This is a genomic window from Chimaeribacter californicus (assembly GCF_002858675.1).
GTDB lineage: Bacteria > Pseudomonadota > Gammaproteobacteria > Enterobacterales > Enterobacteriaceae > Chimaeribacter > Chimaeribacter californicus.
Window position 1 is genome coordinate 1 of sequence record NZ_PJZF01000016.1, and the last position, 23,916, is coordinate 23,916.

Here is a 23,916-nt window from a genome sequence, read left to right on the forward strand (position 1 = left end):
CGCCGATGGTAGTGTGGGGTCTCCCCATGCGAGAGTAGGGAACTGCCAGGCATCAAATCAAGCACGAGGCCATCCGTAAGGATGGCCTTTTTGCTATGCGGAAAAGCTCCGCAACCTGCTGATTTCTTACTCTTCACGCTGATCATGTCCCTCTTTTATTCCTGACGTTATGTTGTCTTGGGCACTTTGCCTGACATCATTGATGTTGCTTTAACCAATGGGCAATGAAAGTGGCAATAAGTGAAGGGTCGTTAAGATCTAACTGTGGCACTGTTACCGTCACAGGTTGATCGCTGGCCAGCGCGATAACATAGTGATCGATCAGTTTATCCAGAGGTTTACCGACCGCTGCACGATAGAGCGCAATTTTAGGTACGGTTTCATGCTTAAACCCCTCAACCAGAATAAGATCGACCCTATTGCTGTCAAAACGACTGGCCAAGGAGAAGAGATCCGGCTCAGTTGATGCCTCCGGCGTCTCTGTCATTAACGCCCAACGTTGCGAGCTGGCTACCATGGTTTGCAGCGCACCCGCCTTACGCAGCTCATAGCTGTCTTTACCGGGCGTATCGACATCCACATTATGGTGGCTATGTTTGATTAAGCCGACACGCACCCCACACTGCGCCAGTAAAGGAATCAATTGCTTAAGCAGCGTTGTTTTTCCCGTACCGCTGTACGCGACAATGCCCAATAGCGGTATCGTCATGAGGTTCTGTCCAAAGGTGAAAGGTGCTGTAACTCAGCAGGGGTATTAATATTTTGAAAAGCCTGAGCATGGTTCTGGAAATACACCGCCTGAGCACCAGCATGTTCAAAAAAAAGCATCAACTTACGATCGCCCTGCTGTAGAAATTGCATGAGCGGCGCAATCATACGCCGGTGCAGCAGGCATAAGGTAGGATGGGCGCGTACACCATCGTGGGCATAGGCGACAGAAGCCTCCTGACGAGCCGACCACAAACGTTCGATCAGATCGTCCGGCAGGAAAGGGACATCACAAGGTACGAAGGCGGCCCAGTCGGTCTCGCTGTTTTGCAGACCGGTTAATATTCCTGCCAGTGGGCCGGCAAAACCGGTAAAGGTATCGGCAAAAGTGGGATAGGCCTGGCGATACTGCTCAAGATTACGATTAGCACTGAGAATAATATGTGCCACCTGCGGCTGCAGGCGTTCAGCAACATGTTGGTAGAGCGGCTTACCCTGGAAAGGAAGTAATCCTTTGTCATGTCCTCCCATACGCGTTGCCTGCCCGCCACAAAGTATGACCCCGGTAATCGTTGTTGGTATCACGTCACTATCTCCTGTTTACTGAGATAACGATTGTAGCGCCATGTATGCCGGAGGCGATGATTTACTTTTATTGACAACTCCCGCCCTTTCACTCAAAGGGCATCCCTGCTACTTTGTCCGTTTCCTCCAAAGCAAGGATAACGTCATGAATAGCCATCGGATGAAAGAACTGATTGCGCTGCTTCAACCGGCATGGGAAAAGGATGCCGATCTTAATCTGCTGCAATTCCTGCAAAAATTGGCGCATGAGAGCGGTTTTCAGGGCGAGCTGTCTGACCTGACAGATGACACGCTGATTTATCATCTGAAAATGCGTGATAGCGATCAGTCTGAGGCGATTCCCGGCCTGAAAAAAGATTATGAAGAAGATTTTAAAACGGCTATCTTGCGGGCCCGTGGCGTCATTAAAGAGTGACGCTCCTCTTCTTTTCTACTGAATCTTTCACCTCATGAGCCCTATGCCGACAACACCTGCCTTTAATTTTCATGCTTTGACGCCGGATCTCATTCTGGATGCATTACAGCATGTGGGTCTTTACGCTGAATCCGGCCTTACTGAACTCAATAGCTATGAAAACCGTGTTTTCCAGTTTATGGGGGAGGCACGTCAACGCTATGTCGTAAAATTCTACCGGCCGGAACGTTGGAGTGAAGCCCAGTTGCGTGAGGAGCATGCCTTTGCCGCTGAGTTAAATGAGGCTGAAATCCCGCTTATAGCGCCGTTATTGCTTGCCGGCGATACCCTGAATCACTATCACGGTTACTTTTTTGCCGTTTTCCCCAGTGCCGGCGGCCGTCAATATGAAGTAGATAATCTCGATCAGCTGGAAATGGTAGGGCGTTATCTTGGGCGGATTCACCAGATTGGGGGGAAGCAATTATTCGGGGCGCGGCCCACTATCGGGTTAGATGAATATGTCTTTCAGCCCCGGCAAGTATTGGATGCGTGTCCGTTAATTCCCCGTGCCCAGCGCCATGATTTCCTGCTGGCAGCAGATAACCTTATTAGTGCTGTTCAGCTTCACTGGCATACACAATGGCAATCCTTGCGACTGCATGGGGATTGCCACCCCGGCAATATTCTGTGGCGTGATGGCCCCTGTTTCGTTGATCTGGATGACGCGCGCAATGGCCCTGCCGTACAGGATCTCTGGATGCTGTTACATGGGGATAAAGCAGAACAACGGATCCAGCTTGATATTCTGCTGGAGGCCTATGAAGAATTCAGTGAGTTTGATCAGCGAGAACTGGCATTGATTGAGCCGCTGCGCGCTATGCGCATGGTGCATTATCTGGCCTGGGTAGCGCGTCGCTGGCACGATCCGGCTTTCCCCCGTAGCTTCCCGTGGATGACAGAAGGAAGTTTCTGGGAGAGCCAAACGGCAGCTTTCAGAGAGCAGCTTAACCAATTGCAGGAACCCCCGCTGCAATTAACGCCTATGTATTAATGGTAATATCAACGGAGAACAAGGAACTATGAAGAAGATATTTTTAGCGTTGGTGGGAATGGTGCTGGCATTCAGTGCTTCAGCCGCGCAATTTTCAAGTGGCAATCAATTTGTCACCCTGGATAAGCCGGTATCAGGAGAGCCGCAAGTATTGGAGTTCTTCTCTTTCTACTGCCCGCACTGCTACCAGTTTGAAAAGATTTACCATATCTCTGACACCATTAAAAAAAATCTCCCTCAGGGTACTAAAGTAACGAAATATCACGTTGAGTTCCTTGGCCCATTAGGGAAAGAGATGACTCAGGCATGGGCAGTTGCTTTGGCATTGGGTGTCGAAGATAAAGTTGCTCCTCTGATGTTTGATGCCGTACAAAAAACCCAGGTGGTACAAACGGCAGATGATATTAAGAAAGTCTTTATTCAGGCAGGTGTGACGTCAGAAGAATATGACTCTGCCTGGAACAGCTTCGTGGTGAAATCCCTGGTCGTGCAACAAGAAAAAGCGGCAGCTGACATGGGTCTGCAGGGCGTGCCTTCTATCTTTGTTAACGGCAAATATATGGTCAAAAATGATGGCCTGGATATGAGCTCGATGGATATCTACAGCAAGCAATACTCTGATGTCGTGAATTTCCTGCTGACACAGAAATAGTATTAATGAAATGCCGCTAAAAAATGCCGGATTATCCGGCATTTTTTATAGCCTATTAACGAGCGCAGTGATGTTCTGCCCCGCTATTTTGGTAACCCTCTACAGCTACCTGAAAGAGGTTATCCCCATCGTGTATTACCGGCCGGTCATGATGTGTTGTTAACAAACATCCTGGCTTCCTGTGAGAAAAGGAAATGGGTTTCGGACGGGGAGGGAATGGAAACGATATTTATTCTGTCGATGGTTATTTAACCAAAAGAAGCAAAACAGAAATCGGCATAAAGTTATATCCACATTGGCTATTACCCCTCAAAAAAGATATCCAACGTTTTGATCGCTATCAATGCTTTGATTTATTTGAGAAAAATAACAAATTAAGCGCTTAAGAACGCAAGTGTTGCAATTGCGCGATCTTTTATGCACAAAGTTATCCACAATATTGATCCTGCGGATCATCTCGCAAATGATCGGATTGATCGCGGAGAGAGGCCGCCGAAGGTTCGCCTTTCGCGCCAGCTATGGCATCCTTAGTACATTGACCGATGACGAAAAAGAGTCGCTATGGCACATATTGCAGAAAATCCCCTGATCCTGGTTGATGGGTCTTCTTATCTCTACCGCGCCTACCATGCTTTTCCACCGCTGACCAACTCTGCCGGTGAGCCGACCGGCGCCATGTATGGTGTGATCAACATGCTGAAAAGCCTGTTGCAGCAGTATCAACCCAGCCATGTTGCGGTGGTGTTTGATGCCAAGGGCAAGACATTCCGCGATGAGTTATTTGCTGAGTATAAATCGCACCGTCCCCCCATGCCGGACGATCTGCGCGCCCAGATCGAACCGCTGCATAATATGGTGAAGGCCATGGGGCTGCCGTTATTGGCGGTCTCCGGCGTGGAAGCGGACGATGTGATCGGCACATTGGCCCTGCAGGCGGAAAAAGCGGGCCATGCGGTGCTGATCAGCACCGGGGATAAAGACATGGCCCAGTTGGTCACGCCGAATATTACCCTGATCAACACCATGAATAATGCGATCCTCGGCCCTGAAGAAGTGATCACCAAATATGGTGTCCCTCCGGAATTGATCATCGATTTTCTGGCATTGATGGGCGACTCCTCCGATAACATTCCGGGCGTACCCGGGGTTGGCGAAAAAACCGCTCAGGCGCTGTTACAAGGTATCGGAGGGCTGAATGCGCTCTACAGCAATCTGGATGCCATTGCCGGCCTGAGTTTCCGTGGTGCGAAAACCATGGCAGCGAAGCTGGAGCAAAACAAAGAGGTGGCGTATCTCTCCTACCAGTTAGCCACCATCAAAACTGATGTGGAGCTGGAAGTCAGCTGTGATGAGCTGAATGTCATGACTCCGGCCGCTGACGAATTGCGCGCACTGTTCCAGCATTACGAGTTCAAGCGCTGGGCCAGCGATCTGGACGCGGGCAAGTGGCTGATCAACAAAAAAGCCCCCACCTCCGGCAGCCGTGGCGCGGATGAAATCGACATCAACGTGCCGGTACCGGACATAGAACGCGTTCAGCTGGCACAGGATGAATACGTGACGCTGCTGACTGAGGCGGAGCTGGATGAATGGCTGGAGAAGCTCTCTGCAGCAGAGCTGTTCGCCTTTGATACGGAAACCGACTCGCTCGATACCCTGACGGCCAACCTGGTAGGCTTGTCTTTTGCTATCGAACCGGGCAAAGCGGCCTACCTGCCGGTCGGGCATGACTACATTGATGCGCCCGATCAGCTAAATCTTGAGTTGGTGCTGGAAAAGCTGAAGCCGCTGCTGGAAAGCGAAAAAGCGTTGAAAATCGGCCAGAATCTGAAGTTCGATCAGGGCGTCCTGAAGCGCTACGGCATTGAACTGCGCGGCATCGCCTTCGACACCATGCTGGAATCCTATGTACTTGACAGCGTCTCCAGCCGCCACGACATGGATACCCTGGCCGATCGCCATCTGGGCCACACCACCGTCAGTTTTGTCGAGATCGCCGGTAAAGGGAAAAATCAGCTGACTTTCAACCAGATTGCCCTGGAGGAAGCCAGCCACTACGCGGCGGAAGATGCTGATGTCACTTTGCAGCTTCACCTTGCGATGTGGCCGAAAATTGAGGCCAGTGAAGGCCTGCCAAATGTCTTCCGTGATATTGAGATGCCCTTGGTACCGGTGTTGTCACGTATTGAACGCACTGGGGTGCTGATCGACAAATCAATTCTGGCGGCACATTCGGTGGAACTCACCGAGCGTCTGGGTGAGCTGGAAAGCAAAGCGCATGAACTGGCGGAAGAGCCGTTTAACCTCTCCTCCACGAAACAGCTGCAGGCGATTCTGTACGATAAACAGAAACTGCCGATCCTGAAAAAGACGCCGGGCGGCGCACCGTCCACCAATGAAGAGGTGCTGGCCGAGCTGGCGCTGGATTACCCGCTGCCGAAAGTGATTCTCGAGTACCGCAGCCTGGCGAAGCTGAAATCCACCTATACCGACAAGCTACCGCAGATGATCAATCCGGCCAGCGGCCGGGTGCATACCTCGTATCACCAGGCGGTCACGGCCACCGGGCGGCTCTCTTCCAGCGATCCGAACCTGCAGAACATCCCGGTGCGTAATGATGAAGGGCGGCGTATCCGTCAGGCCTTTATCGCGCCGGAAGGGTACAAGATTATGGCGGCGGACTACTCGCAAATTGAACTGCGCATCATGGCGCACCTCTCGCAGGATAAAGGGCTGCTAGAGGCCTTTGCCGCCGGGGAAGACATCCACCGCGCGACCGCGGCAGAGGTGTTTGGTATGCCGCTGGAGAGCGTCACCGGCGAACAGCGCCGCAGTGCCAAAGCAATTAACTTTGGCCTGATCTACGGCATGAGCGCCTTTGGCCTGGCGCGTCAGCTGAACATCCCGCGCCATGAAGCCCAGCGTTATATGGATAAGTACTTTGAGCGTTACCCGGGCGTACTGGGTTACATGGATCGCACGCGCAAACTGGCGGCGGAAAAAGGGTACGTCACCACGCTGGATGGCCGCCGGCTCTACCTGCCGGATATTAATTCGAAAAATGCGATGCGCCGTAAAGCGGCGGAGCGGGCAGCGATCAACGCCCCGATGCAGGGCACGGCAGCAGACATCATTAAACGTGCCATGATCGACGTAGACGCCTGGCTGCAACAGCAACAGGATCCGCATGTCCGGATGATCATGCAGGTACACGATGAACTGGTGTTTGAAGTGCATGAATCGGTTCTTGAGGCGGCGTCTGAGAAGATCCGTGCCTTGATGGAGCAGAGTATGCAGCTGGATGTGCCGTTGCAGGTTGAGGTTGGCGTAGGTGAAAACTGGGATCAGGCGCACTAAACGGCGATAACCTAAGCATTTTTTGTAATTAAGCTACATCATAAGCGGAAGATATGACGATATATGCCGCAAAAACACCGGATATTGTGTAAGTAAACTACAAAAATTTCTTTTGCCCTTTGAAAAAATGTTGTAGAGTTAACGGCGTAGGGTACAGAGGTAAGATGTTCTATCTTTCAGACCTTTTACTTCACGTAATCGGATTTGGCTGAATATTTAGCCGCCCCAGTCAGTATTGACTGGGGCGTTTTTTATTGGGGAATTGGCAGCCCGGCCGCCATTTCCAGCCGCTTTCCCACCCGGGATCGCCAGGCATAAAAAAGACAGCCATGGGCTGTCTCTTTCGTTTTGCGGTAACGCGCCTGCGGTTACTCTTCTTCGTCACTCACTTCATCAGCCACGGCCGGCGGCAGTTCGCTGAACCAGGTATCCAGCTTCTGGCTCAGTTTGTCGACGCCAATCTTCTTCAGGGAAGAGAAAGCCTCTACCTGCACATCACCCATAAAGGCCAGTGCGGCTTCGCGCACCATGTTCAATTGCGCTTTGCGTGCGCCGGAGGCCAGTTTGTCGGCTTTGGTCAGCAGCACCAGTACCGGCAGATCAACTGCCACGGCCCACTGAATCATCTGCTGGTCCAGATCCTTGAGGGGATGGCGGATGTCCATCAGCACCACCAAACCTTTCAGGCAATTACGTTTTTGCAGGTATTCACCCAGCGCCTTCTGCCATTTACGCTTCAGCTCTTCAGGCACTTCGGCATAACCATAGCCCGGCAGGTCAACCAGGCGCAGCCCCGGCTGCAGTTCAAACAGGTTAATCAGTTGCGTACGGCCCGGTGTTTTACTGGTACGTGCCAGGCTCTTCTGGTTTGTCAGGGTGTTCAGCGCGCTGGATTTGCCCGCGTTCGAACGCCCGGCAAATGCGACTTCAATGCCTTCATCCGCAGGCAGGTGCCGGATGTCCGGAGCACTGGTGACAAAATGGGTCACCTGATAGTTATAAGTTCGGATAGTCAAAATGTTGTCTCCGTAAGGCTAAATATCTCTGGCTGGCGATTATAACTGCATCGTTACCAAAAGCGGCATGTTTGTGGCTTTTAATCCCTGTAGGCGGCGTAAATGCAGGCATTTGGCGGGTGGCGTGTAAGCGATCTGCCATTCGTTCCGGCGGCTTTAACTGATAATTTCGGTTTATTTAATTATAAAACCAATCAGCTCAATGAATTAATGGATCGGCATACTCTCTCCCCGCTACCGGCTGGGTTGAGACGAAGCGCCACCGGCGTAAAGTGTTCTCCAGCAGGATGCTTCAGGAGGCGCAGGCGCGCGCGACATTCCCCCCGTAAGGACATGGGGTAGGTAAGGAGAGCCGGCAAGGTATGCCGCCAGGTTGCCGGGAGGGCACCCTTCAGGAAAAGGCACACCGGGAAGGTGTGGGCAGGATGCACAGGAGACGGCCGGTGCAGGATAACACCGGTACAGGGAGCACCTATGGACAGGGTCTGACAAGGAGGTGCCTTCTGCCCGGAATAAGGGAATAGTGCCGGGTGGCAGGGCAAAAACAGCGCTTCCCTGATAAGGAAGCAGATAAAAAGGCGCCGGGGCCTCCTGCCGCCTTTTTTCTTTGTCCGCTTTCTGCTAGATTCCGCCGCAATTCTATACTGAAATGATTTCCCCCTGAGAGCAGATGCCATGAACCAGCCATCCAAAACGCCACGTGTAAAAGCCGCGGCACCCCACACCAAAAATAAGAAAAAAAGTCGTGTCGAGCTGGATTTAGAGGCCCGCGATCGTAAGCGTCAGAAAAAGCGCCGCGGCCATGCACCCGGTTCTCGCGCTACCGGGGAGACCGATCAGAAAAAAACCGCAACCCAGGAGAAACGCGACCCGCGCCTGGGCAGTAAAAAAGCGGTTCCGTTGGTGGTAGAAACGGTTTACGGCAATACCCCGAAAAAAGCCGCCAAAACGCAGAAAGAGGCCAAACCGCGTCTGGCACCGGAAGAGGAACTCACCCTGCTGGAGAACGATCCGCGTCTGGATGCCCTGCTGGATAAACTGGACGACGGCGAAACGCTGAGCGCGGAAGATCAGGCATTTGTCGACCAGACGCTGGATCGCATTGATGTGTTGATGGAGCTGTTAGGCATTGAACTGGGCGACGATGAAGACGACATCATTGACGAAGAAGAGCCGAAAGAAGATATGTACCAGTTGCTCAAGCGCGGAAACCCGAAAGACACCCATTAATCCATGCGCTGGATTATCCCGGTAATAACCCTGCTGCTTATGTGTTATTTGGCAGGGTTATTGGGTAAACTATGGCGGCTCTCGCAACGTAAAGCCCGTTTGCGCAGCGCCTCCGTGGCCAGGCAGGTGAGTCGCTCACCCTTTCTCCGACCCGGCAGGCAACGATACCGGAAGGAGTAAATGAGATGTCTGAGCAGGCCGTTATCTGGGATTTGGCCCTGATCCAAAAATATAACCAGTCAGGGCCGCGTTATACCTCTTACCCTACGGCGCTGGAATTCCATCAGGATTTCGGCGCCGATGCGTTTCAGCATGCCGTGGCGCGCTATCCTGACCGCCCGCTCTCCCTTTACGTCCATATCCCGCTTTGCCATAAGCTCTGCTATTTCTGCGGCTGCAATAAAGTGGTCACGCGCCAGCGGCATAAGGCGGAACAATACCTGGAGCGGCTGGCGCAGGAAATTCACCAGCGGGCACCCTTGTTTAAAGGGCGTCAGGTCAGCCAGCTGCATTGGGGCGGCGGCACGCCGACCTACCTCGACAAAGGGCAAATCAGCCGCCTGATGGGCCTCCTGCGCAGCCATTTTGAGTTTCTGCCGGAGGTTGAGCAGTCACTGGAGCTTGATCCGCGTGAAATTGAGCTGGATGTGTTGGATCACTTGCGTGACGAGGGTTTTAACCGCCTCAGCATGGGCGTGCAGGACTTCGACAAACAGGTGCAGCGGCTGGTTAACCGGGAGCAGGATGAGGACTTTATTTTTGCGCTGGTGGCACGGGCGCGGGCATTGGGCTTTCGCTCGACCAATATTGACCTGATCTACGGCCTGCCGAAACAGACGCCGGAAAGTTTCGCCTACACCCTGCAACGGGTGGCCGAACTCAGCCCGGATCGCCTGAGCGTGTTCAATTATGCCCACCTGCCATCCCTGTTTGCTGCCCAGCGAAAAATCAAAGAAGCCGATCTGCCGGACGCGGGGCAGCGGCTGGCGATTCTGCAACAGAGCATCGCCTTCCTGACGCAGGCGGGGTATCAGTTTATCGGCATGGATCATTTCGCCCGCCCGGATGATGAACTGGCGATCGCCCAGCGCGAAGGCACACTGCACCGTAATTTTCAGGGTTACACCACGCAGGGTGATACGGATCTGCTGGGGCTGGGCGTTTCTGCCATCAGTATGCTGGGGGACAGCTACGCGCAGAATGAGAAAGACCTCAAAGCCTATTATGCGCGGGTAGAGGCCGGTGGTGAGGCCCTGTGGCGCGGGCTGACGCTGACGCAGGATGACTGCCTGCGGCGGGATGTGATCCGCACGCTGATCTGCAACTTCAGCCTGGCGTTTGCCCCGGTTGAGCAGCAATACGGTATTCGCTTCCATGAGTATTTTGCGGAGGATCTGGCGTTACTCGCGCCGCTGGCAGAGGATGGGCTGGTGGAGCAATCCGCGCATGGCCTGCAGGTCACCCCGCGTGGGCGGCTGTTGATCCGCAATATCTGCATGTGCTTTGACCGCTATCTGCGCCGCCAGGCGCGGCAGCAACAGTTCTCGCGGGTAATTTGACGCCGCATCACCGGACGCCCGATAAAATAACAGCCGCATCAGCGGCTGTTATTTCAATTAAAGAAGTTCATCAACGCGTAACATAACACCGCCGCCGCGACCGTCTGTGGAGAATGGCTGACGGTGGCCGATGTTACGTCCGCTGTTACTGCCGCGCCTTGCGATACCCATGCAAAAAGTGAATGTAGCATCTTCTGCCTCCCGGTTTAGCGCCCTCATGATAATGCGGCGCACCGGGTTGTAAAGGGCTAAAACGCAGGAAAAATGTGCAACAGCGCCTCTTTTTTACACCCGGCCCGGGCTTATTCCATGCCCAGCTCTTTCAGCTTACGCGTCAGGGTGTTACGACCCCAGCCCAGCAGGCGCGCTGCTTCCTGTTTGTGACCCTGGGTGTGGCGCAGGGCCGTGGTCAGCAGGGTGCGCTCCATCTCCGGTTGGGCTTCAGACAGCAGGTTCTGGTGACCGGAACGCAGGGCGCGATCCGCCCATTGTGCCAGCAGCGTAGCCCAGCTGTCCGGCAGGCTCTGACCACCGCTCTCCGGGGCGCTGGTTTCAAACAGCTCCCCCGGCAGATCCTGAATCAACACCTCTTGCCCGGCGGCCATGACCGTCAGCCAGCGGCAGGTATTCTCCAGCTGGCGCACGTTGCCCGGCCACGGTAACCGCGTCAGGGCAGCCTCCGTTTCCGGGTGCAGGTTTTTGGCCTCGACGCCCAGCTCTTTGGCGGCATCCTGCAGGAAGTAACGCGCCAGCCGCGGAATATCTTCCCGGCGGTCGCGCAGCGGCGGCAGATGTACCCGGATCACATTCAGGCGGTGGAAAAGGTCATCACGGAATTTACCCTCCTGCACGCGCAGCTCAAGGTTCTGGTGCGTCGCGGCGATGATGCGCACATCTACCTTGACCGGCGCATAGCCGCCCACGCGGTAGAACTGGCCATCCGCCAGCACGCGCAGCAGGCGGGTCTGCACGTCCAGCGGCATGTCCCCGATCTCATCCAGGAACAGCGTGCCGCCGTCGGCCTGCTCAAACCGGCCCTGACGAATCTGGTTGGCGCCGGTAAACGCCCCTTTTTCATGGCCGAACAGCTCAGACTCAATCAGGTCTTTCGGGATCGCTGCCATATTCAGTGCGATAAACGGTAACTTGGCACGGGGGCTGTGGCGGTGCAGTGCATGGGCTACCAGCTCTTTACCGGTGCCGGATTCGCCGTTAATCAGCACGCTGATCGACGAGCGCGAAAGCCGGCCAATGATGCGGAACACATCCTGCATCGCCGGCGCTTCACCGATGATGTCTGCCGTCGGCCCGCTCACCGGCTGGCTGCGTGCCGGTTGTTGCTGCTCCTGATAATGGCTGATGGCGCGTTCCACCAGCGCCACCGCTTCATCAATATCAAACGGCTTGGGCAGGTAATCAAACGCCCCCTGCTGATACGCGCTGACGGCGGCATCCAGGTCTGAATGCGCCGTCATAATGATCACCGGCAGCATCGGGTGGCGTTGTTTAATTTGTTTCAGTAATGCCAGTCCATCCATGCCGGGCATCCGGATATCAGACAGCAAAACGTCAGGGGTTTGGGTGGCGATGGCATCCAGCACCGCGTTGCCGCTGTCAAACGTCGCACAGCTTAAACCCGCGCCGGTGAGCGCACGTTCAAGCACCCAGCGGATGGAGCTATCGTCATCGACGATCCAGACTATCCCTCGTTGCATAGCAAACCTCACTGGCGAATAGGCAGGAAAACCGAAAATTCGGTATGACCCGGCCAACTGTTAAATTCAATTTTCCCTGAATTCTGATCAATCAGATTCCGTGCAATGGACAGGCCAAGGCCGGTACCGCCTTCGCGGCCGCTCACCATCGGATAGAACAGCGTGTCCTGCAGCAGGGAGGGCACGCCGGGGCCGTCATCTTCAATATCAATACGTGCGGCCAGGCGGTAACGCACGCCATGCAGGGTAATCTGGAAAGCAGTGCGGGTACGGATGGTGATGGTGCCGCCCTGTTCCCCCAGCGCCTGAAGGGCATTGCGGGTGATATTCAGCAGCACCTGTTCAATCTGGTCCGGATCGTGGGCCAGCTCCGGCAGGCTGGGGTCGTAATCCTTGATTAGGGCGACGTTATCCGGCTTCTCCAGCGACACCAGCTGGCAGACGCGCTCCGCGACCTGATGAATACTTTGGGTAATATGTTGCCCCGGCCGTTGCGGCCCCAGTAAGCGGTCCACCAGATTGCGCAGGCGGTCGGCCTGTTCGATGATCACTTTGGTGTACTCGTTGAGGGAGGGGTCGGGCAGCGCTTTTGACAACAGCTGTGCCGCGCCGCGTAAACCGCCGAGGGGGTTTTTAATCTCATGGGCCAGCCCGCGCACCAGATCGCGTGCGGCGACCTGCTGGGCGTGCTGCAGTTGTTCCTGGCTCAGGCGCCGCAGGTTATCCATCGGGGCCAGTTCCAGCAGGATAAAGCCTTCCGGTAACGCCTGTGCGGTCAGTGAGAAGATGTGCGCGCGGCCATCCACCACCAGCGTCACTTCGTTATCGGTGAACCCTTGCCCAGCATTCAGGCTTTCACGCATTAACTCGATGTTAAGCGAAAAGTAACCCAGGAGTTCCGGCAGGGGGGTACCAAAAAGTTTGCGTGAACTCTGTGCCAGCAGTTGCTGCGCGGCCGGGTTAGCGTAATGAACGGCTAACTCTTCATCCAGCAGCAGAATGCTGTTGATAAGCGAATTCAGGATCTGCCCAGCATCGGGCAGCTTGCCAGTTGCCATAAAGCAGTCTCCTGCACCTGTGTCGTGCGCGTTGCCAGACCATGGGGTAATGCGTTACCGGATGGCGGCGTTTGGCGGGGAAGCGCGTGGAGAAAAAAGCCCATCCGGAGATGGGCTGAAAGTTTCCACGGCAACAAAAAATCGTCTGACCCGGCGTGATAACACGCCGTCGTTCTACTCTGGTGTTTAAAACGCCGCCCTTTTAACAGCGGTCGTTTTAAACGCGGTCTTATTAAACGCTGTAGTACAGCTCGAACTCAACCGGGTGCGGCGTCATGCGCACGCGATCCATCTCTTCTTTGCGCAGGTCGATGTAAGCATCGATGGAGTCATCGGTGAATACGCCGCCACGGGTCAGGAATTCGCGGTCTTCGCTCAGGCAAGCCAGCGCTTCTTCCAGTGAACCGGCCACTTTTGGAATTTCTGCTTCTTCTTCCGGCGGCAGGTCATACAGGTTTTTGTCCATCGCATCGCCCGGGTGGATCTTGTTGATGATGCCGTCAAGGCCGGCCATCAGCAGGGCAGCGAATGCCAGGTACGGGTTGGCAGCCGGGTCCGGGAAGCGGGCTTCAATGCGGCGCGCTTTCGGGCTGGCCACTACCGGGATACGGATAGAGGCAGAACGGTTACGGGCAGAGTAGGCCAACATGACCGGTGCTTCATAACCCGGGACCAGACGCTTGTAAGAGTTGGTGGTCGGGTTGGCGTAGGCGTTGATCGCTTTCGCGTGTTTGATGATACCGCCGATGTAGAACAGCGCCATTTCAGACAGGCCGCCGTATTTGTCGCCGGCGAACAGGTTGTTGCCGTTTTTGGACAGCGACATGTGGCAGTGCATGCCTGAGCCGTTATCACCAAACATCGGTTTCGGCATGAAGGTCGCGGTTTTGCCGAATGCGTGGGCCACGTTGTGTACCACGTATTTGTAAATCTGAATTTCGTCCGCTTTCTTGGTCATGGTGTTGAAGCGGGTTGCCACTTCGTTCTGACCGGCGGTGGCCACTTCGTGGTGGTGAGCTTCAACCACCAGGCCCATCTCTTCCATGGTCAGGCACATGGTTGAGCGCAGATCCTGGGAGGAGTCAACCGGCGGAACCGGGAAGTAACCCCCTTTCACAGCCGGACGGTGGCCTTTGTTGCCGCCTTCGTATTTGGTCGCAGAGTTCCACGCGCCTTCGATGTCATCGATGGCTACATGGGAACCGGCGATGCTGCTGCCGAAGCGCACGTCGTCGAACAGGAAGAACTCCGGCTCCGGCCCGAACAGCACGGTGTCGGCAATGCCGGAAGCGCGCAGGAACTCTTCAGCACGTTTGGCGATAGAACGCGGGTCGCGGTCGTAGCCCTGCATGGTGCCCGGCTCAAGGATGTCGCAGCGAATAATCAGGGTAGATTCTTCGTAGAACGGATCAAGCACCGCAGTGCTGGCATCCGGCATCAGAACCATGTCTGACTCATTGATGCCTTTCCAGCCACCGATGGAGGAACCATCAAACATCTTACCTTCTTCGAAGAAGTCGGCATTGACCTGGTGGGATGGAATGGTGACGTGCTGTTCTTTACCTTTGGTATCAGTGAAACGCAAGTCAACGAATTTCACTTCATGCTCATTCAGCATCGTCAAAACATGTTCAGCGGACATACTAGTTTCTCCCGGATTTTTTTGTCGTCGTGGAACGAAGTACCGTAACAGAATGGCGGCTCACCTTTTGTAAGGCGTTTTCACCCTGAGTAGACTTTTTCGCTCGTCCTGTATCTAAGCGAGAAGTGTGCCAACTTTTGTGATTGCTGAATTATCCCTCTTTTCGTGCCTTTCTGCCCTTTCAAGTATGCACCATAACGGGTTTTTTGCACTAAAATAGTGCATATGGGCAAAAAGCGTGCGCTGTTTTGGTGCGCAATCGGCTCATTTTGCGATCATTGCACCGTGAAAGGGATCACAAACTAACCGGAGTCAGGTTGTTTTACACAGAGTGCTGTGATCTTGTTTAGTAGCTCGCTTAATACGTGTACAATAGCGCGTTATTTCTAAATGCCTGAGGCAAAGCTGTGATCGAAAATTTGCGTAACATCGCCATCATCGCGCACGTTGACCATGGAAAGACCACCCTGGTTGATAAACTTCTGCAACAGTCCGGTACTTTTGATGCACGTACCGAAGCGACTGAGCGCGTAATGGACTCCAACGATTTGGAGAAAGAGCGTGGGATTACCATCCTCGCGAAAAACACCGCCATCAAATGGAATGACTACCGTATCAACATCGTTGATACCCCAGGGCACGCCGACTTCGGTGGTGAAGTAGAGCGCGTCATGTCCATGGTGGATTCGGTGCTGCTGGTTGTAGACGCGATGGATGGCCCTATGCCGCAAACCCGCTTCGTAACCAAAAAAGCCTTTGCCTATGGTTTGAAGCCGATTGTAGTTATCAACAAAGTTGACCGTCCGGGCGCACGTCCTGACTGGGTTGTTGATCAGGTATTCGACCTGTTCGTTAACCTCGACGCGACTGACGAGCAGCTGGACTTCCCGGTCATTTACGCTTCTGCGCTGATGGGTATCGCCGGCCTGGATCACACTGACATGGCGGAAGACATGACCCCGCTGTATCAGGCGATCGTTGACCACGTCTCCCCGCCGCAGGTAGAAGTAGAAGCACCACTCCAGATGCAGATCTCGCAGCTGGACTACAACAACTACCTCGGCGTTATCGGCATCGGCCGTATCAAGCGCGGTAAAGTGAAGCCGAACCAGCAGGTTACTGTTATCGACAGCGAAGGCAAAACCCGCAACGCGAAAGTCGGTAAAGTGCTGGGCCACCTGGGTCTGGAGCGTATCGAGGCTGACGTGGCTGAAGCGGGCGACATCATCGCGATTACCGGCCTGGGCGAGCTGAACATCTCTGACACCATCTGTGACACGCAGAATGTGGAAGCGCTGCCGGCCCTGAGCGTGGATGAGCCAACGGTTACCATGTTCTTCAACGTCAATACCTCGCCGTTCTGCGGTAAAGAAGGTAAGTTCGTGACGTCTCGCCAGATTCTGGAGCGTCTGAACAAAGAGCTGGTGCACAACGTGGCACTGCGCGTTGAAGAAACTGAAGACGCTGACGCCTTCCGCGTATCCGGCCGTGGTGAACTTCACCTGTCGGTACTGATCGAAAACATGCGTCGTGAAGGCTACGAATTGGCGGTATCCCGTCCGAAAGTAATCTTCCGCGAATTCGAAGGCCGTAAGCAGGAGCCATTCGAAAACGTTACGCTGGACATCGAAGAAACCCACCAGGGTTCTGTGATGCAGGCGATGGGTGAGCGTAAAGGCGACCTGAAAAACATGGATCCGGATGGTAAAGGCCGCGTACGTCTCGACTACGTGATCCCAAGCCGTGGCCTGATCGGCTTCCGTAACGAATTCATGACCATGACTTCCGGTACCGGCCTGTTGTACTCCACCTTCAGCCACTACGACGATGTTCGTCCGGGCGAAGTGGGCCAGCGCCAGAACGGCGTACTGATCTCTAACGGCCAGGGTAAAGCTGTTGCCTTCGCCCTGTTCGGTCTGCAGGATCGCGGCAAGCTGTTCCTCGGCCATGGTGCGGAAGTGTATGAAGGCCAGATCATCGGTATTCACTCACGTTCCAACGACCTGACCGTGAACTGCCTGACCGGTAAGAAGCTGACCAACATGCGTGCGTCCGGTACTGACGAAGCGACCACCCTGGTGCCACCGCAGAAAATGACGCTGGAACAGGCTATCGAGTTCATCGATGATGACGAACTGGTAGAAGTGACGCCGCTGTCCGTGCGTATCCGTAAACGTCACCTGACCGAGAATGACCGTAAACGTGCCAGCCGTGGCCCGAAAGACGCGTAAGCGTCCGTCACGTCAGCCGTTACCGTAATCACAGGGCACCTCAGGGTGCCCTGTTTTTTTGCGTCTTCCCCCCGCAAACTTTCCCCGCTTCTGCCACACCGGTGCCTGTTCAGGTCTACACTTTCCCGCTACAGTGAGAAACCGCATCGCAACATCAGGAGTGTGCCATGTTGTATATCTTTGATTTAGGGAACGTGATTGTTGATATCGACTTCAGGCGTGTACTGGGGGTGTGGAGTAACCTGAGTGGGGTGCCGCTGGCGTCACTGAATGCCAGCTTCTCCATGGGCGACGCATTCCACCGCCACGAGCGCGGCGAGATCAGTGATGAAGCGTTTGCCGTACAGCTGTGTAATGAGATGGGGATTGCCCTGAGTTTCGAGCAGTTCTCAGCGGGGTGGCAGGCGGTGTTTGTCGGGCTGCGTAAAGAGACGCTCACTATTATGGAGCAGCAGCGCAACGCGGGGCACCGGGTAGTGGTGCTCTCCAATACCAACCGGCTGCACAGCACCTATTGGCCGGAGCAGTACCCGGAAGTCCGGGCTGCGGCCGATGCCATCTACCTGTCGCAGGAGATCGGGATGCGCAAACCGGAGCCGGGCATCTACCAGTATGTATTGCGCCAGGAGGGCGTCACGCCCGATCAGGCCGTCTTCTTTGATGACTCGCTGGACAATGTTGAAGCGGCACGCGCACTGGGCATTGAAGGGGTGCTGGTCACCGATGCCTCGACCGTTCCGGCCTACTTTTCCTGAGGCGTGCCGGTCCCTTTTCCGGAGCCGTAATGCTTATGGTGAAGTTAAGATTTAAACCCGAGCGCACGCTGGCGGCTTTCCGCTTCAGCGTGCGCTATTTAAAAATCCTGATAAAACGCATCGACCATGATGACCTGCTGCTGCTGTCCGGGCATCTGGCCTATGTCTCGCTGCTGTCACTGGTGCCGCTGATCACCGTGGCTTTCTCTCTGCTGTCCATTTTCCCGGTGTTCTCGCAGATCAGCGCCCAGGTCAAAAATTTCATTTTTTCTAATTTTATGCCCGCCGCCGGCAATAACCTCCAGCGCTATCTGGAACAGTTTATGTCGAACACCAGCCAGATGACCGCCATCGGCACCTGCGGGCTGATTGTCACGGCGCTGCTGCTGATTGCGGCGGTAGACAGCGTGCTGAACAAAATCTGGCGCAGTGAAAACAAACGGCCGATTGTCTACTCTTTTGCCGTCTACTGGATGGTGCTGACGTTGGGGCCGCTGCTGGTAGGGGCGAGCGTCGCCATCAGTTCCTACCTGCTGTCACTGAACTGGCTAAGCGTGGAAGGGATGCACAGCGTCATTGACCAGTTGCTGCGGGTGCTGCCGCTGCTGCTCTCCTGGGGTTCCTTCTGGCTGCTTTACAGCCTGGTGCCGACCGTGCGCGTCGCGGGTAAAGATGCGCTGATTGGCGCGCTGGTGGCCGGCATCCTGTTTGAGCTGGGTAAGAAGTTGTTTTCGCTCTATATCACCCTGTTTCCTTCGTATCAGCTGATCTATGGCGTCCTGGCGGTAATACCGATATTGTTCCTCTGGATTTATGTCAGCTGGTGTATCGTGTTGCTCGGGGCAGAGATCACGGTATCGCTGGGCGAATACCGCAGCCTGCGCCGCAAAAAGCGGTCGGAGGTCATGGCTCTCACAGAGGAGAAATAGGGCGTTATGATTGCATTGATTCAACGGGTGTTGCAGGCCGGCGTCACGGTAGGCGGCGAGGTATGCGGTGAAATCGGGCCGGGCCTGCTGGTGCTGCTGGGCGTGGAGCAGGGTGATGATGAGCAGAAAGCCGCACGCCTGTGTGAGCGGGTGATCGGTTACCGCATCTTCGGCGACGAGAACGACAAGATGAATCTTAATCTCCGCCAACATGGCGGCAGCCTGCTGGTGGTTTCACAATTTACCCTGGTCGCCGACACCCAGAAAGGCATGCGCCCGAGCTTCTCGCGCGGCGCGGCGCCTGCCGAGGCGGAGCGCCTTTACCACCATTTTACCGGCCTGTGCCGGGAGCAGGGCATCCCGACTGAAACCGGCCGCTTCGCGGCGGACATGAAAGTCTCCCTGGTGAATGACGGGCCGGTGACCTTCTGGTTACAGGTGTAACCGGAGAACGACATATCAATAACTAAAACGCGACCGGGCAGCCCGGCGGTTCTGACTGACGAATTCAATGAGAGACTGTGTCTATGTATCACCTGCGTGTACCTGTGACTGAACAAGAATTGAAAGAGTACTACCAGTTCCGCTGGGAGATGTTACGCAAGCCGCTGCATCAGCCGATCGGCTCGGAAAAAGATGCCTACGATGCGATGGCCCATCACCAGATGGTGGTGGATGAGCATGGGAAAATCGTCGCCGCCGGGCGGCTTTACATCAATGCGGACAATGAAGCGTCGATCCGTTTTCTGGCGGTGGACCCCAGTGTCCAGAGCAAAGGGTTAGGGACGCTGGTGGCGATGACCCTGGAGTCGGTGGCCCGTCAGGAAGGCGTGAAGCGCGTGGTATGCAGCGCGCGTGAAGATGCGGTTGAGTTCTTTGCCACCCTGGGGTTTGTGAACCAGGGTGAAATTGCGGTGCCGCAGACCACGCCGGTGCGCCATTTCCTGATGATAAAACCGGTCGCGACGCTGGATGACATCCTTCACCGGCCGGACTGGTGCGGGCAGCTTCAGCAGGCGTGGTATGAGCATATCCCGCTCAGTGAAAAGATGGGCGTGCGCATCAGCCAGTATACCGGCCAGCGGTTTGTCACCACCATGCCGGAGGCGGGCAACCAGAACCCACACCATACCCTGTTTGCCGGCAGCCTCTTCTCGATGGCCACGCTCACCGGCTGGGGGCTGATCTGGTTATTGCTGCGGGAGCGCCATCTGGGCGGCACCATTATTCTGGCCGACGCCCATATCCGTTACAGCAACCCGGTCAGCGGGCGGCCGCGGGCCGTGGCCGATCTCGGCTCCATCAGCGGCGATCTGGATCGGCTGGCTCGTGGCCGCAAGGCGCGGGTTCAGCTGACTGTGGCGCTGTATGGGGATGAGGAGCAGGGCGCGGTATTTGAAGGCACCTACATCGTGCTGCCGGCGAAACCCTATGATCCGCTGGAAAAGGGCGGCTCAGAGCTGGGCGTCGCGTAAGACGTGAAAATGCGATGAAAAAAACGGGTGGCCTGGGCCGCCCGTTTTGTATTTTGGTTTACGTAAGCAGTGTTACCACCTACCGAAGGCTCAGGGTGCCGGCGGCGTCAGATTCTGCGGCAACGGCGCGGCAGCCGGTGGGGCCGGGGCGGCACCGCTGACGGTACCGTTAATCATCTGCTGCGTGATCTGTTGCCCCTGCGCGTCTGTCGCGGTCAACTGCCCGTTCAGCCCGGTTTTCAGCGGCGTGCCGGCGGCCAGTTGCCCCTGCAACTGCACCTGAAGTGCGCCGTCACCGCTCGCCGGCACGGTCGGCCAGCCCCAGTTCTGCACCAGCGACAACGGCACCGCGCGGCCGTTCAGCGTCACGCTGAAGGTACGTTGCGGCTGCTGGCTCAGCGTCGCCGTGGATTCCAGCAGGCCCGCCTGAGTAAAGGCGCTCAACTCCGTCACGGCAATCTGGTCAGCATCTGCCGTCAGGCTCAGGGAAGGGCGGCGGACATCAATCTTATTAAACGTCGCCTCGCTGGCATTCAGCGTCAGTTTGCCGCCCCAGATCCCCCATTGGTGATCGCGCGCCAGCACCAGATCGTTGCCGGTACCGTCCAGCGCGGTCAGCTGGAACGGGAAGTCCGGCGACACATCAATAATCAGGTTGCGGTTGGCGGTCAGCTTGCTGACGGTAATCCCGGCCAGCCAGCCCGGCAGCGGCTTCATCCACAGCGTCTGCCAGTCGCCGGGCAGGGTATATTCCAGCGCAGCCACCACCAGTTCATCCAGCTGCAGTTGCCGGTCAGCGCGTGACCAGTGGCCGGTGGTGCGCAGCAGACCGTTCTGCCAGCGGGTGCTCAGCTGTTTCAGGGTAATGCCCTGTTGGTCAAACGCCAGATCAACAATCGGGTCGGTAACGTGCAGGCTGCCGTTGATCAGGTCACTGGCATTAAAGGCGATGGAACCGTCATCACTCTGCCAGTCGCCATGATCAAAGGTCATATTCTGCAAGGCGACGTCAAGATCGTTAAAGGCCCAGTCCGGCCCCTGGAGGCGCGCGTCGATCACATCCAGCCGTTGCAATGTGATTTTCGGCAGTGCCTCGAAGTCCTGCCGGAAGGTTGCCAGCGGGTGTGGGGATTGCAGGCGGATGTTGCTAAGCCGCAGGTTATTGATGTTCCAGCTGCCGTCCGCGTCGCGGCTGGCATTGGCGGTTAACTGGCCACGGGCGAAATCCGCGCCGACATTATTCAGCAGCAGCCGGTTCTGCTGGATACGCCCCTGCACCAGTACCTGTGAAGCGGGCATATCATTGACGGTCAGCTCACCGGCGCTCAGCTGGAACTCTGCGTCATTACCCAGTACGCGGCCGGGCGCGGGGTGCCATGGCGTGATACCGGCATCCACCTGTTGGGCCGTCACCGAGAGGCGATCAATCCCGGCCACCAGCCGCATATTGCTGAGTTGCAGCAGGTTGGCCTGTACCGGCACGCCGGCATTGGGGTTACTGAGGTTCAGGCTGCCGTTACGCAGCGTCAGGCGATCAAAATGGCCCGGCTGGCTGAATTGCTGCCAGTCGAAGCCCAGGTTCACCTCTTCTGCATTCAGCATCTCCGGCTGGTTGGCCCGCGCGAGCCGGACATGTTGCAGCGTCAGGAAGGAAGGCGAAGACCATGAGTGGTTGATTTTCCCCACCGTGAGCCGGTAATCACTGTTGGCGCTGACCCAACGGCTGAGCCCGCCCGCCGCCCACTGAGTCTGTATCACGACATATCCCAGTACGATCACCAAAACGCACACTAACAGTACGGTCAGCACCAGCTTTCCGAGAAATTTCATCGCCCAATCCAGTTCGCCCAAAAAAGTTATCCCTGTTTATGCCGCAATCAGCGGGTTATCACAAGAGCGCAACCAAACACAATTCATAAAAAACGGCCGATGTGTGAACACACCGGCCGTGGTCAGACGGGCACAGGGAAGGCGTTACTTTTCCTGCGGGAAGATCAGGTTCAGCACAATGGCGGTAATGCCGCCGGCCGCGATCCCGGAGGAGAACAGATTTTTCACCCAGTCCGGCGCGAACTGTAAAATCAGCGGTTGCTGGGAGACGCCCAGCCCGACCGCCAGCGAGAGCGCGATAATCATGATCGCCCGGCGGTTTAACGGCTCGCGGGAGACGATGCGCACGCCGGAGGCCGCGATGGTGCCGAACATCACAATGGTTGCGCCGCCCAGCACCGGTTCAGGGATGTGCTGCACCAGCGCGCTCACGCCGGGGAACAGGCCGAGTACTACCAGCATCAGCGCCACCACAAAGCCCACATAGCGGCTGGCCACGCCGGTCAACTGGATCACGCCGTTGTTCTGGCCGAAACAGGAGTTCGGGAAGGTGTTAAACACCGCCGACAGCAGGGAGTTCAGGCCATTCGCCAGCACCCCGCCCTTGATGCGTTTCATATACAACGGCCCGGACACCGGTTGCTCAGAGACATCCGACGTCGCCGTGATATCGCCAATGGTTTCCAGTGACGTGACCATAAAAATCAGCATCAGCGGCAACAGCAGATTCCAGTCAAAACCCAGCCCGTAGTAGAGCGGCATCGGCAGCATGATCCACGCATGCGAGGCGCTCGCCGCCGCCGTGGCCGGCAGCATATCCATAGCCCAGGCCAGCAGGTAACCCACCAGCATGGCGATCACCAGCGAGGCGACACGCAGGTAAGGGTTGCGCTGGCGGTTCAGCAGAATAATCACCCCCAGTACCGCCGCCGCCAGCAGCAGGTTTTTCGGCGCACCAAAAGTGTGGTCGCTCATCGCGCCATAGCCGCCGCCGATAGAGGTCAACCCGACCTGAATCAGCGACAGGCCGATGATCATCACCACAATACCGGAGACCAGCGGGGTAATGATGCGGCGCGCCAGATGCAGGAAGCGGGACAACACAATCTCCGTGCAGGAGGCGATCATCAGGGTGCCGAACAACGCCGCCATCATGGTAGGCACATCCGCGCCACCGTTTTTCAACGCCATGCCGCCCATGATAAGCGGGCTGACGAAGTTAAAGCTGGTGCCCTGAATCGACAACAGCCCGGACCCGACCGGCCCCCAGGTTTTGATTTGCAGAATAGATGCAAGGCCGGAAGCGAACAGCGACATGCTGATAATGTGCTGCGTGTCCCGCGCAGGCAGGCCGAGCGCCTGGCAAATCAGCAACGCCGGGGTAATCACCGCAACAAACATCGCCAGCAAATGCTGGCAGGCGGCGAACAGGGTTTGCGGCAGCGGTGGCCGGTCTTCAAGCCGGTAAATCAGTTCACTGTTACGGGGCGTAGCGGCAGCGGTGTTATCCCGCTCTGCGGTGTGCAGGCTCATGATGGGTTTCCAGGGCGGCAAAGGGGGCATTTTAATGATCCCGCCCGTTAAAAAGCAAACGTTTGCCAACAGCCTGCCACGAAATCTTATTGCCCCTCTTCGCTGCGTACCCAGGCATTACCCTTGCTTTTGCTGGGTCTTTCGGTTTTTAATCCCATCGTCTTATCACACAGACTGTGTGGGTATAACAATA

Annotated in this window: 21 protein-coding genes; 12 read left to right on the forward strand and 9 right to left on the reverse strand. The window is 55.9% G+C overall.

From position 1 onward, the window contains the following. Positions 1–196: 196 nt before the first annotated feature. Together mobB and mobA are read right to left on the reverse strand one after the other, a co-directional pair. Entirely contained in the window at positions 197–709 is a 513-nt protein-coding gene (mobB, locus tag CYR55_RS16375) for a molybdopterin-guanine dinucleotide biosynthesis protein MobB (protein WP_101817439.1), read from the reverse strand. After that, positions 706–1,293 carry a molybdenum cofactor guanylyltransferase MobA gene (gene mobA / locus CYR55_RS16380; protein ID WP_338153014.1) on the reverse strand — a complete coding sequence of 196 codons (588 nt, stop codon included), beginning with the start codon at positions 1,291–1,293 and terminating at the stop codon, positions 706–708. Before mobA ends, mobB begins: the two co-directional genes overlap by 4 nt. A 145-nt stretch (positions 1,294–1,438) precedes the next feature. Between mobA and CYR55_RS16385 the strand changes: the two genes are divergently transcribed. The 5 genes from CYR55_RS16385 (at position 1,439) to spfP (ending at position 6,962) form a co-directional block, all read left to right on the forward strand. After that, a complete protein-coding gene (locus CYR55_RS16385; protein ID WP_101817440.1) occupies positions 1,439–1,708 on the forward strand; it encodes a YihD family protein in 270 nt (89 codons plus the stop codon). A 43-nt stretch (positions 1,709–1,751) separates the two neighbouring features. Then, positions 1,752–2,741, forward strand: a complete 990-nt coding sequence (locus CYR55_RS16390; protein ID WP_101817441.1) for a serine/threonine protein kinase — start codon at positions 1,752–1,754, stop codon at positions 2,739–2,741. 28 nt (positions 2,742–2,769) lie between these two features. Then, entirely contained in the window at positions 2,770–3,393 is a 624-nt protein-coding gene (gene dsbA / locus CYR55_RS16395) for a thiol:disulfide interchange protein DsbA (RefSeq protein WP_101817442.1), read from the forward strand. A 561-nt stretch (positions 3,394–3,954) separates the two neighbouring features. Then, positions 3,955–6,750 carry a DNA polymerase I gene (gene polA, locus CYR55_RS16400; RefSeq protein ID WP_101817443.1) on the forward strand — a complete coding sequence of 932 codons (2,796 nt, stop codon included), beginning with the start codon at positions 3,955–3,957 and terminating at the stop codon, positions 6,748–6,750. Between the two features lie 164 nt (positions 6,751–6,914). Beyond that, positions 6,915–6,962 (forward strand): small protein SpfP, encoded by a 48-nt coding sequence (gene spfP / locus CYR55_RS24280; RefSeq protein ID WP_071892919.1) that lies wholly within the window; start codon positions 6,915–6,917, stop codon positions 6,960–6,962. 156 nt (positions 6,963–7,118) lie between these two features. On the opposite strand, the gene yihA is transcribed toward spfP, so the two are convergent. Continuing rightward, positions 7,119–7,766, reverse strand: coding sequence for a ribosome biogenesis GTP-binding protein YihA/YsxC (gene yihA / locus CYR55_RS16405; protein ID WP_101817444.1), 648 nt, complete (start codon positions 7,764–7,766; stop codon positions 7,119–7,121). A gap of 675 nt (positions 7,767–8,441) precedes the next feature. Here yihA and yihI point away from each other — a divergent pair. Continuing rightward, complete coding sequence (gene yihI / locus CYR55_RS16410) at positions 8,442–8,996, forward strand: Der GTPase-activating protein YihI (protein WP_101817445.1); 555 nt, start codon at positions 8,442–8,444, stop codon at positions 8,994–8,996. Between the two features lie 185 nt (positions 8,997–9,181). Further along, complete coding sequence (hemN, locus tag CYR55_RS16420) at positions 9,182–10,555, forward strand: oxygen-independent coproporphyrinogen III oxidase (RefSeq protein ID WP_101817446.1); 1,374 nt, start codon at positions 9,182–9,184, stop codon at positions 10,553–10,555. A gap of 53 nt (positions 10,556–10,608) precedes the next feature. Here the strand turns inward: hemN and CYR55_RS23370 are convergent, their stop codons facing one another. The 4 genes from CYR55_RS23370 to glnA all read right to left on the reverse strand — a co-directional run bounded on the left by CYR55_RS23370 (position 10,609) and on the right by glnA (position 14,970). Further along, on the reverse strand, positions 10,609–10,746 hold the full coding sequence (locus tag CYR55_RS23370) for a YshB family small membrane protein (protein WP_146000996.1): 138 nt from the start codon (positions 10,744–10,746) through the stop codon (positions 10,609–10,611). Positions 10,747–10,857: 111 nt separating this feature from the next. Next, on the reverse strand, positions 10,858–12,270 hold the full coding sequence (gene glnG, locus CYR55_RS16425) for a nitrogen regulation protein NR(I) (protein WP_101817447.1): 1,413 nt from the start codon (positions 12,268–12,270) through the stop codon (positions 10,858–10,860). Between the two features lie 8 nt (positions 12,271–12,278). Next, positions 12,279–13,328, reverse strand: a complete 1,050-nt coding sequence (gene glnL / locus CYR55_RS16430) for a nitrogen regulation protein NR(II) (protein ID WP_101817448.1) — start codon at positions 13,326–13,328, stop codon at positions 12,279–12,281. A 232-nt stretch (positions 13,329–13,560) separates the two neighbouring features. Further along, positions 13,561–14,970 carry a glutamate--ammonia ligase gene (glnA, locus tag CYR55_RS16435; protein WP_101817449.1) on the reverse strand — a complete coding sequence of 470 codons (1,410 nt, stop codon included), beginning with the start codon at positions 14,968–14,970 and terminating at the stop codon, positions 13,561–13,563. A gap of 407 nt (positions 14,971–15,377) precedes the next feature. On the opposite strand from glnA, the gene typA reads away from it, so the two are divergent. From typA to fabY, 5 genes are all read left to right on the forward strand, one after another. After that, positions 15,378–17,201 (forward strand): ribosome-dependent GTPase TypA, encoded by a 1,824-nt coding sequence (gene typA / locus CYR55_RS16440; protein WP_101817450.1) that lies wholly within the window; start codon positions 15,378–15,380, stop codon positions 17,199–17,201. A 167-nt stretch (positions 17,202–17,368) separates the two neighbouring features. Next, positions 17,369–17,956 carry a glucose-1-phosphatase gene (gene yihX, locus CYR55_RS16445; RefSeq protein WP_101817451.1) on the forward strand — a complete coding sequence of 196 codons (588 nt, stop codon included), beginning with the start codon at positions 17,369–17,371 and terminating at the stop codon, positions 17,954–17,956. A gap of 38 nt (positions 17,957–17,994) precedes the next feature. Beyond that, positions 17,995–18,885, forward strand: coding sequence for a virulence factor BrkB family protein (locus tag CYR55_RS16450; RefSeq protein WP_479415244.1), 891 nt, complete (start codon positions 17,995–17,997; stop codon positions 18,883–18,885). Positions 18,886–18,891: 6 nt separating this feature from the next. Next, positions 18,892–19,329 (forward strand): D-aminoacyl-tRNA deacylase, encoded by a 438-nt coding sequence (gene dtd, locus CYR55_RS16455; protein WP_101817452.1) that lies wholly within the window; start codon positions 18,892–18,894, stop codon positions 19,327–19,329. Positions 19,330–19,412: 83 nt separating this feature from the next. Then, positions 19,413–20,360 (forward strand): fatty acid biosynthesis protein FabY, encoded by a 948-nt coding sequence (gene fabY, locus CYR55_RS16460; protein WP_101817453.1) that lies wholly within the window; start codon positions 19,413–19,415, stop codon positions 20,358–20,360. A 90-nt stretch (positions 20,361–20,450) separates the two neighbouring features. On the opposite strand, the gene CYR55_RS16465 is transcribed toward fabY, so the two are convergent. Together CYR55_RS16465 and CYR55_RS16470 are read right to left on the reverse strand one after the other, a co-directional pair. Beyond that, positions 20,451–22,190: an AsmA family protein gene (locus CYR55_RS16465; protein ID WP_101817536.1), complete on the reverse strand. Its 1,740-nt coding sequence runs from the start codon at positions 22,188–22,190 to the stop codon at positions 20,451–20,453. 144 nt (positions 22,191–22,334) lie between these two features. Continuing rightward, positions 22,335–23,723 (reverse strand): nucleobase:cation symporter-2 family protein, encoded by a 1,389-nt coding sequence (locus CYR55_RS16470; protein WP_101817454.1) that lies wholly within the window; start codon positions 23,721–23,723, stop codon positions 22,335–22,337. Between the last annotated feature and the right edge of the window lie 193 nt (positions 23,724–23,916).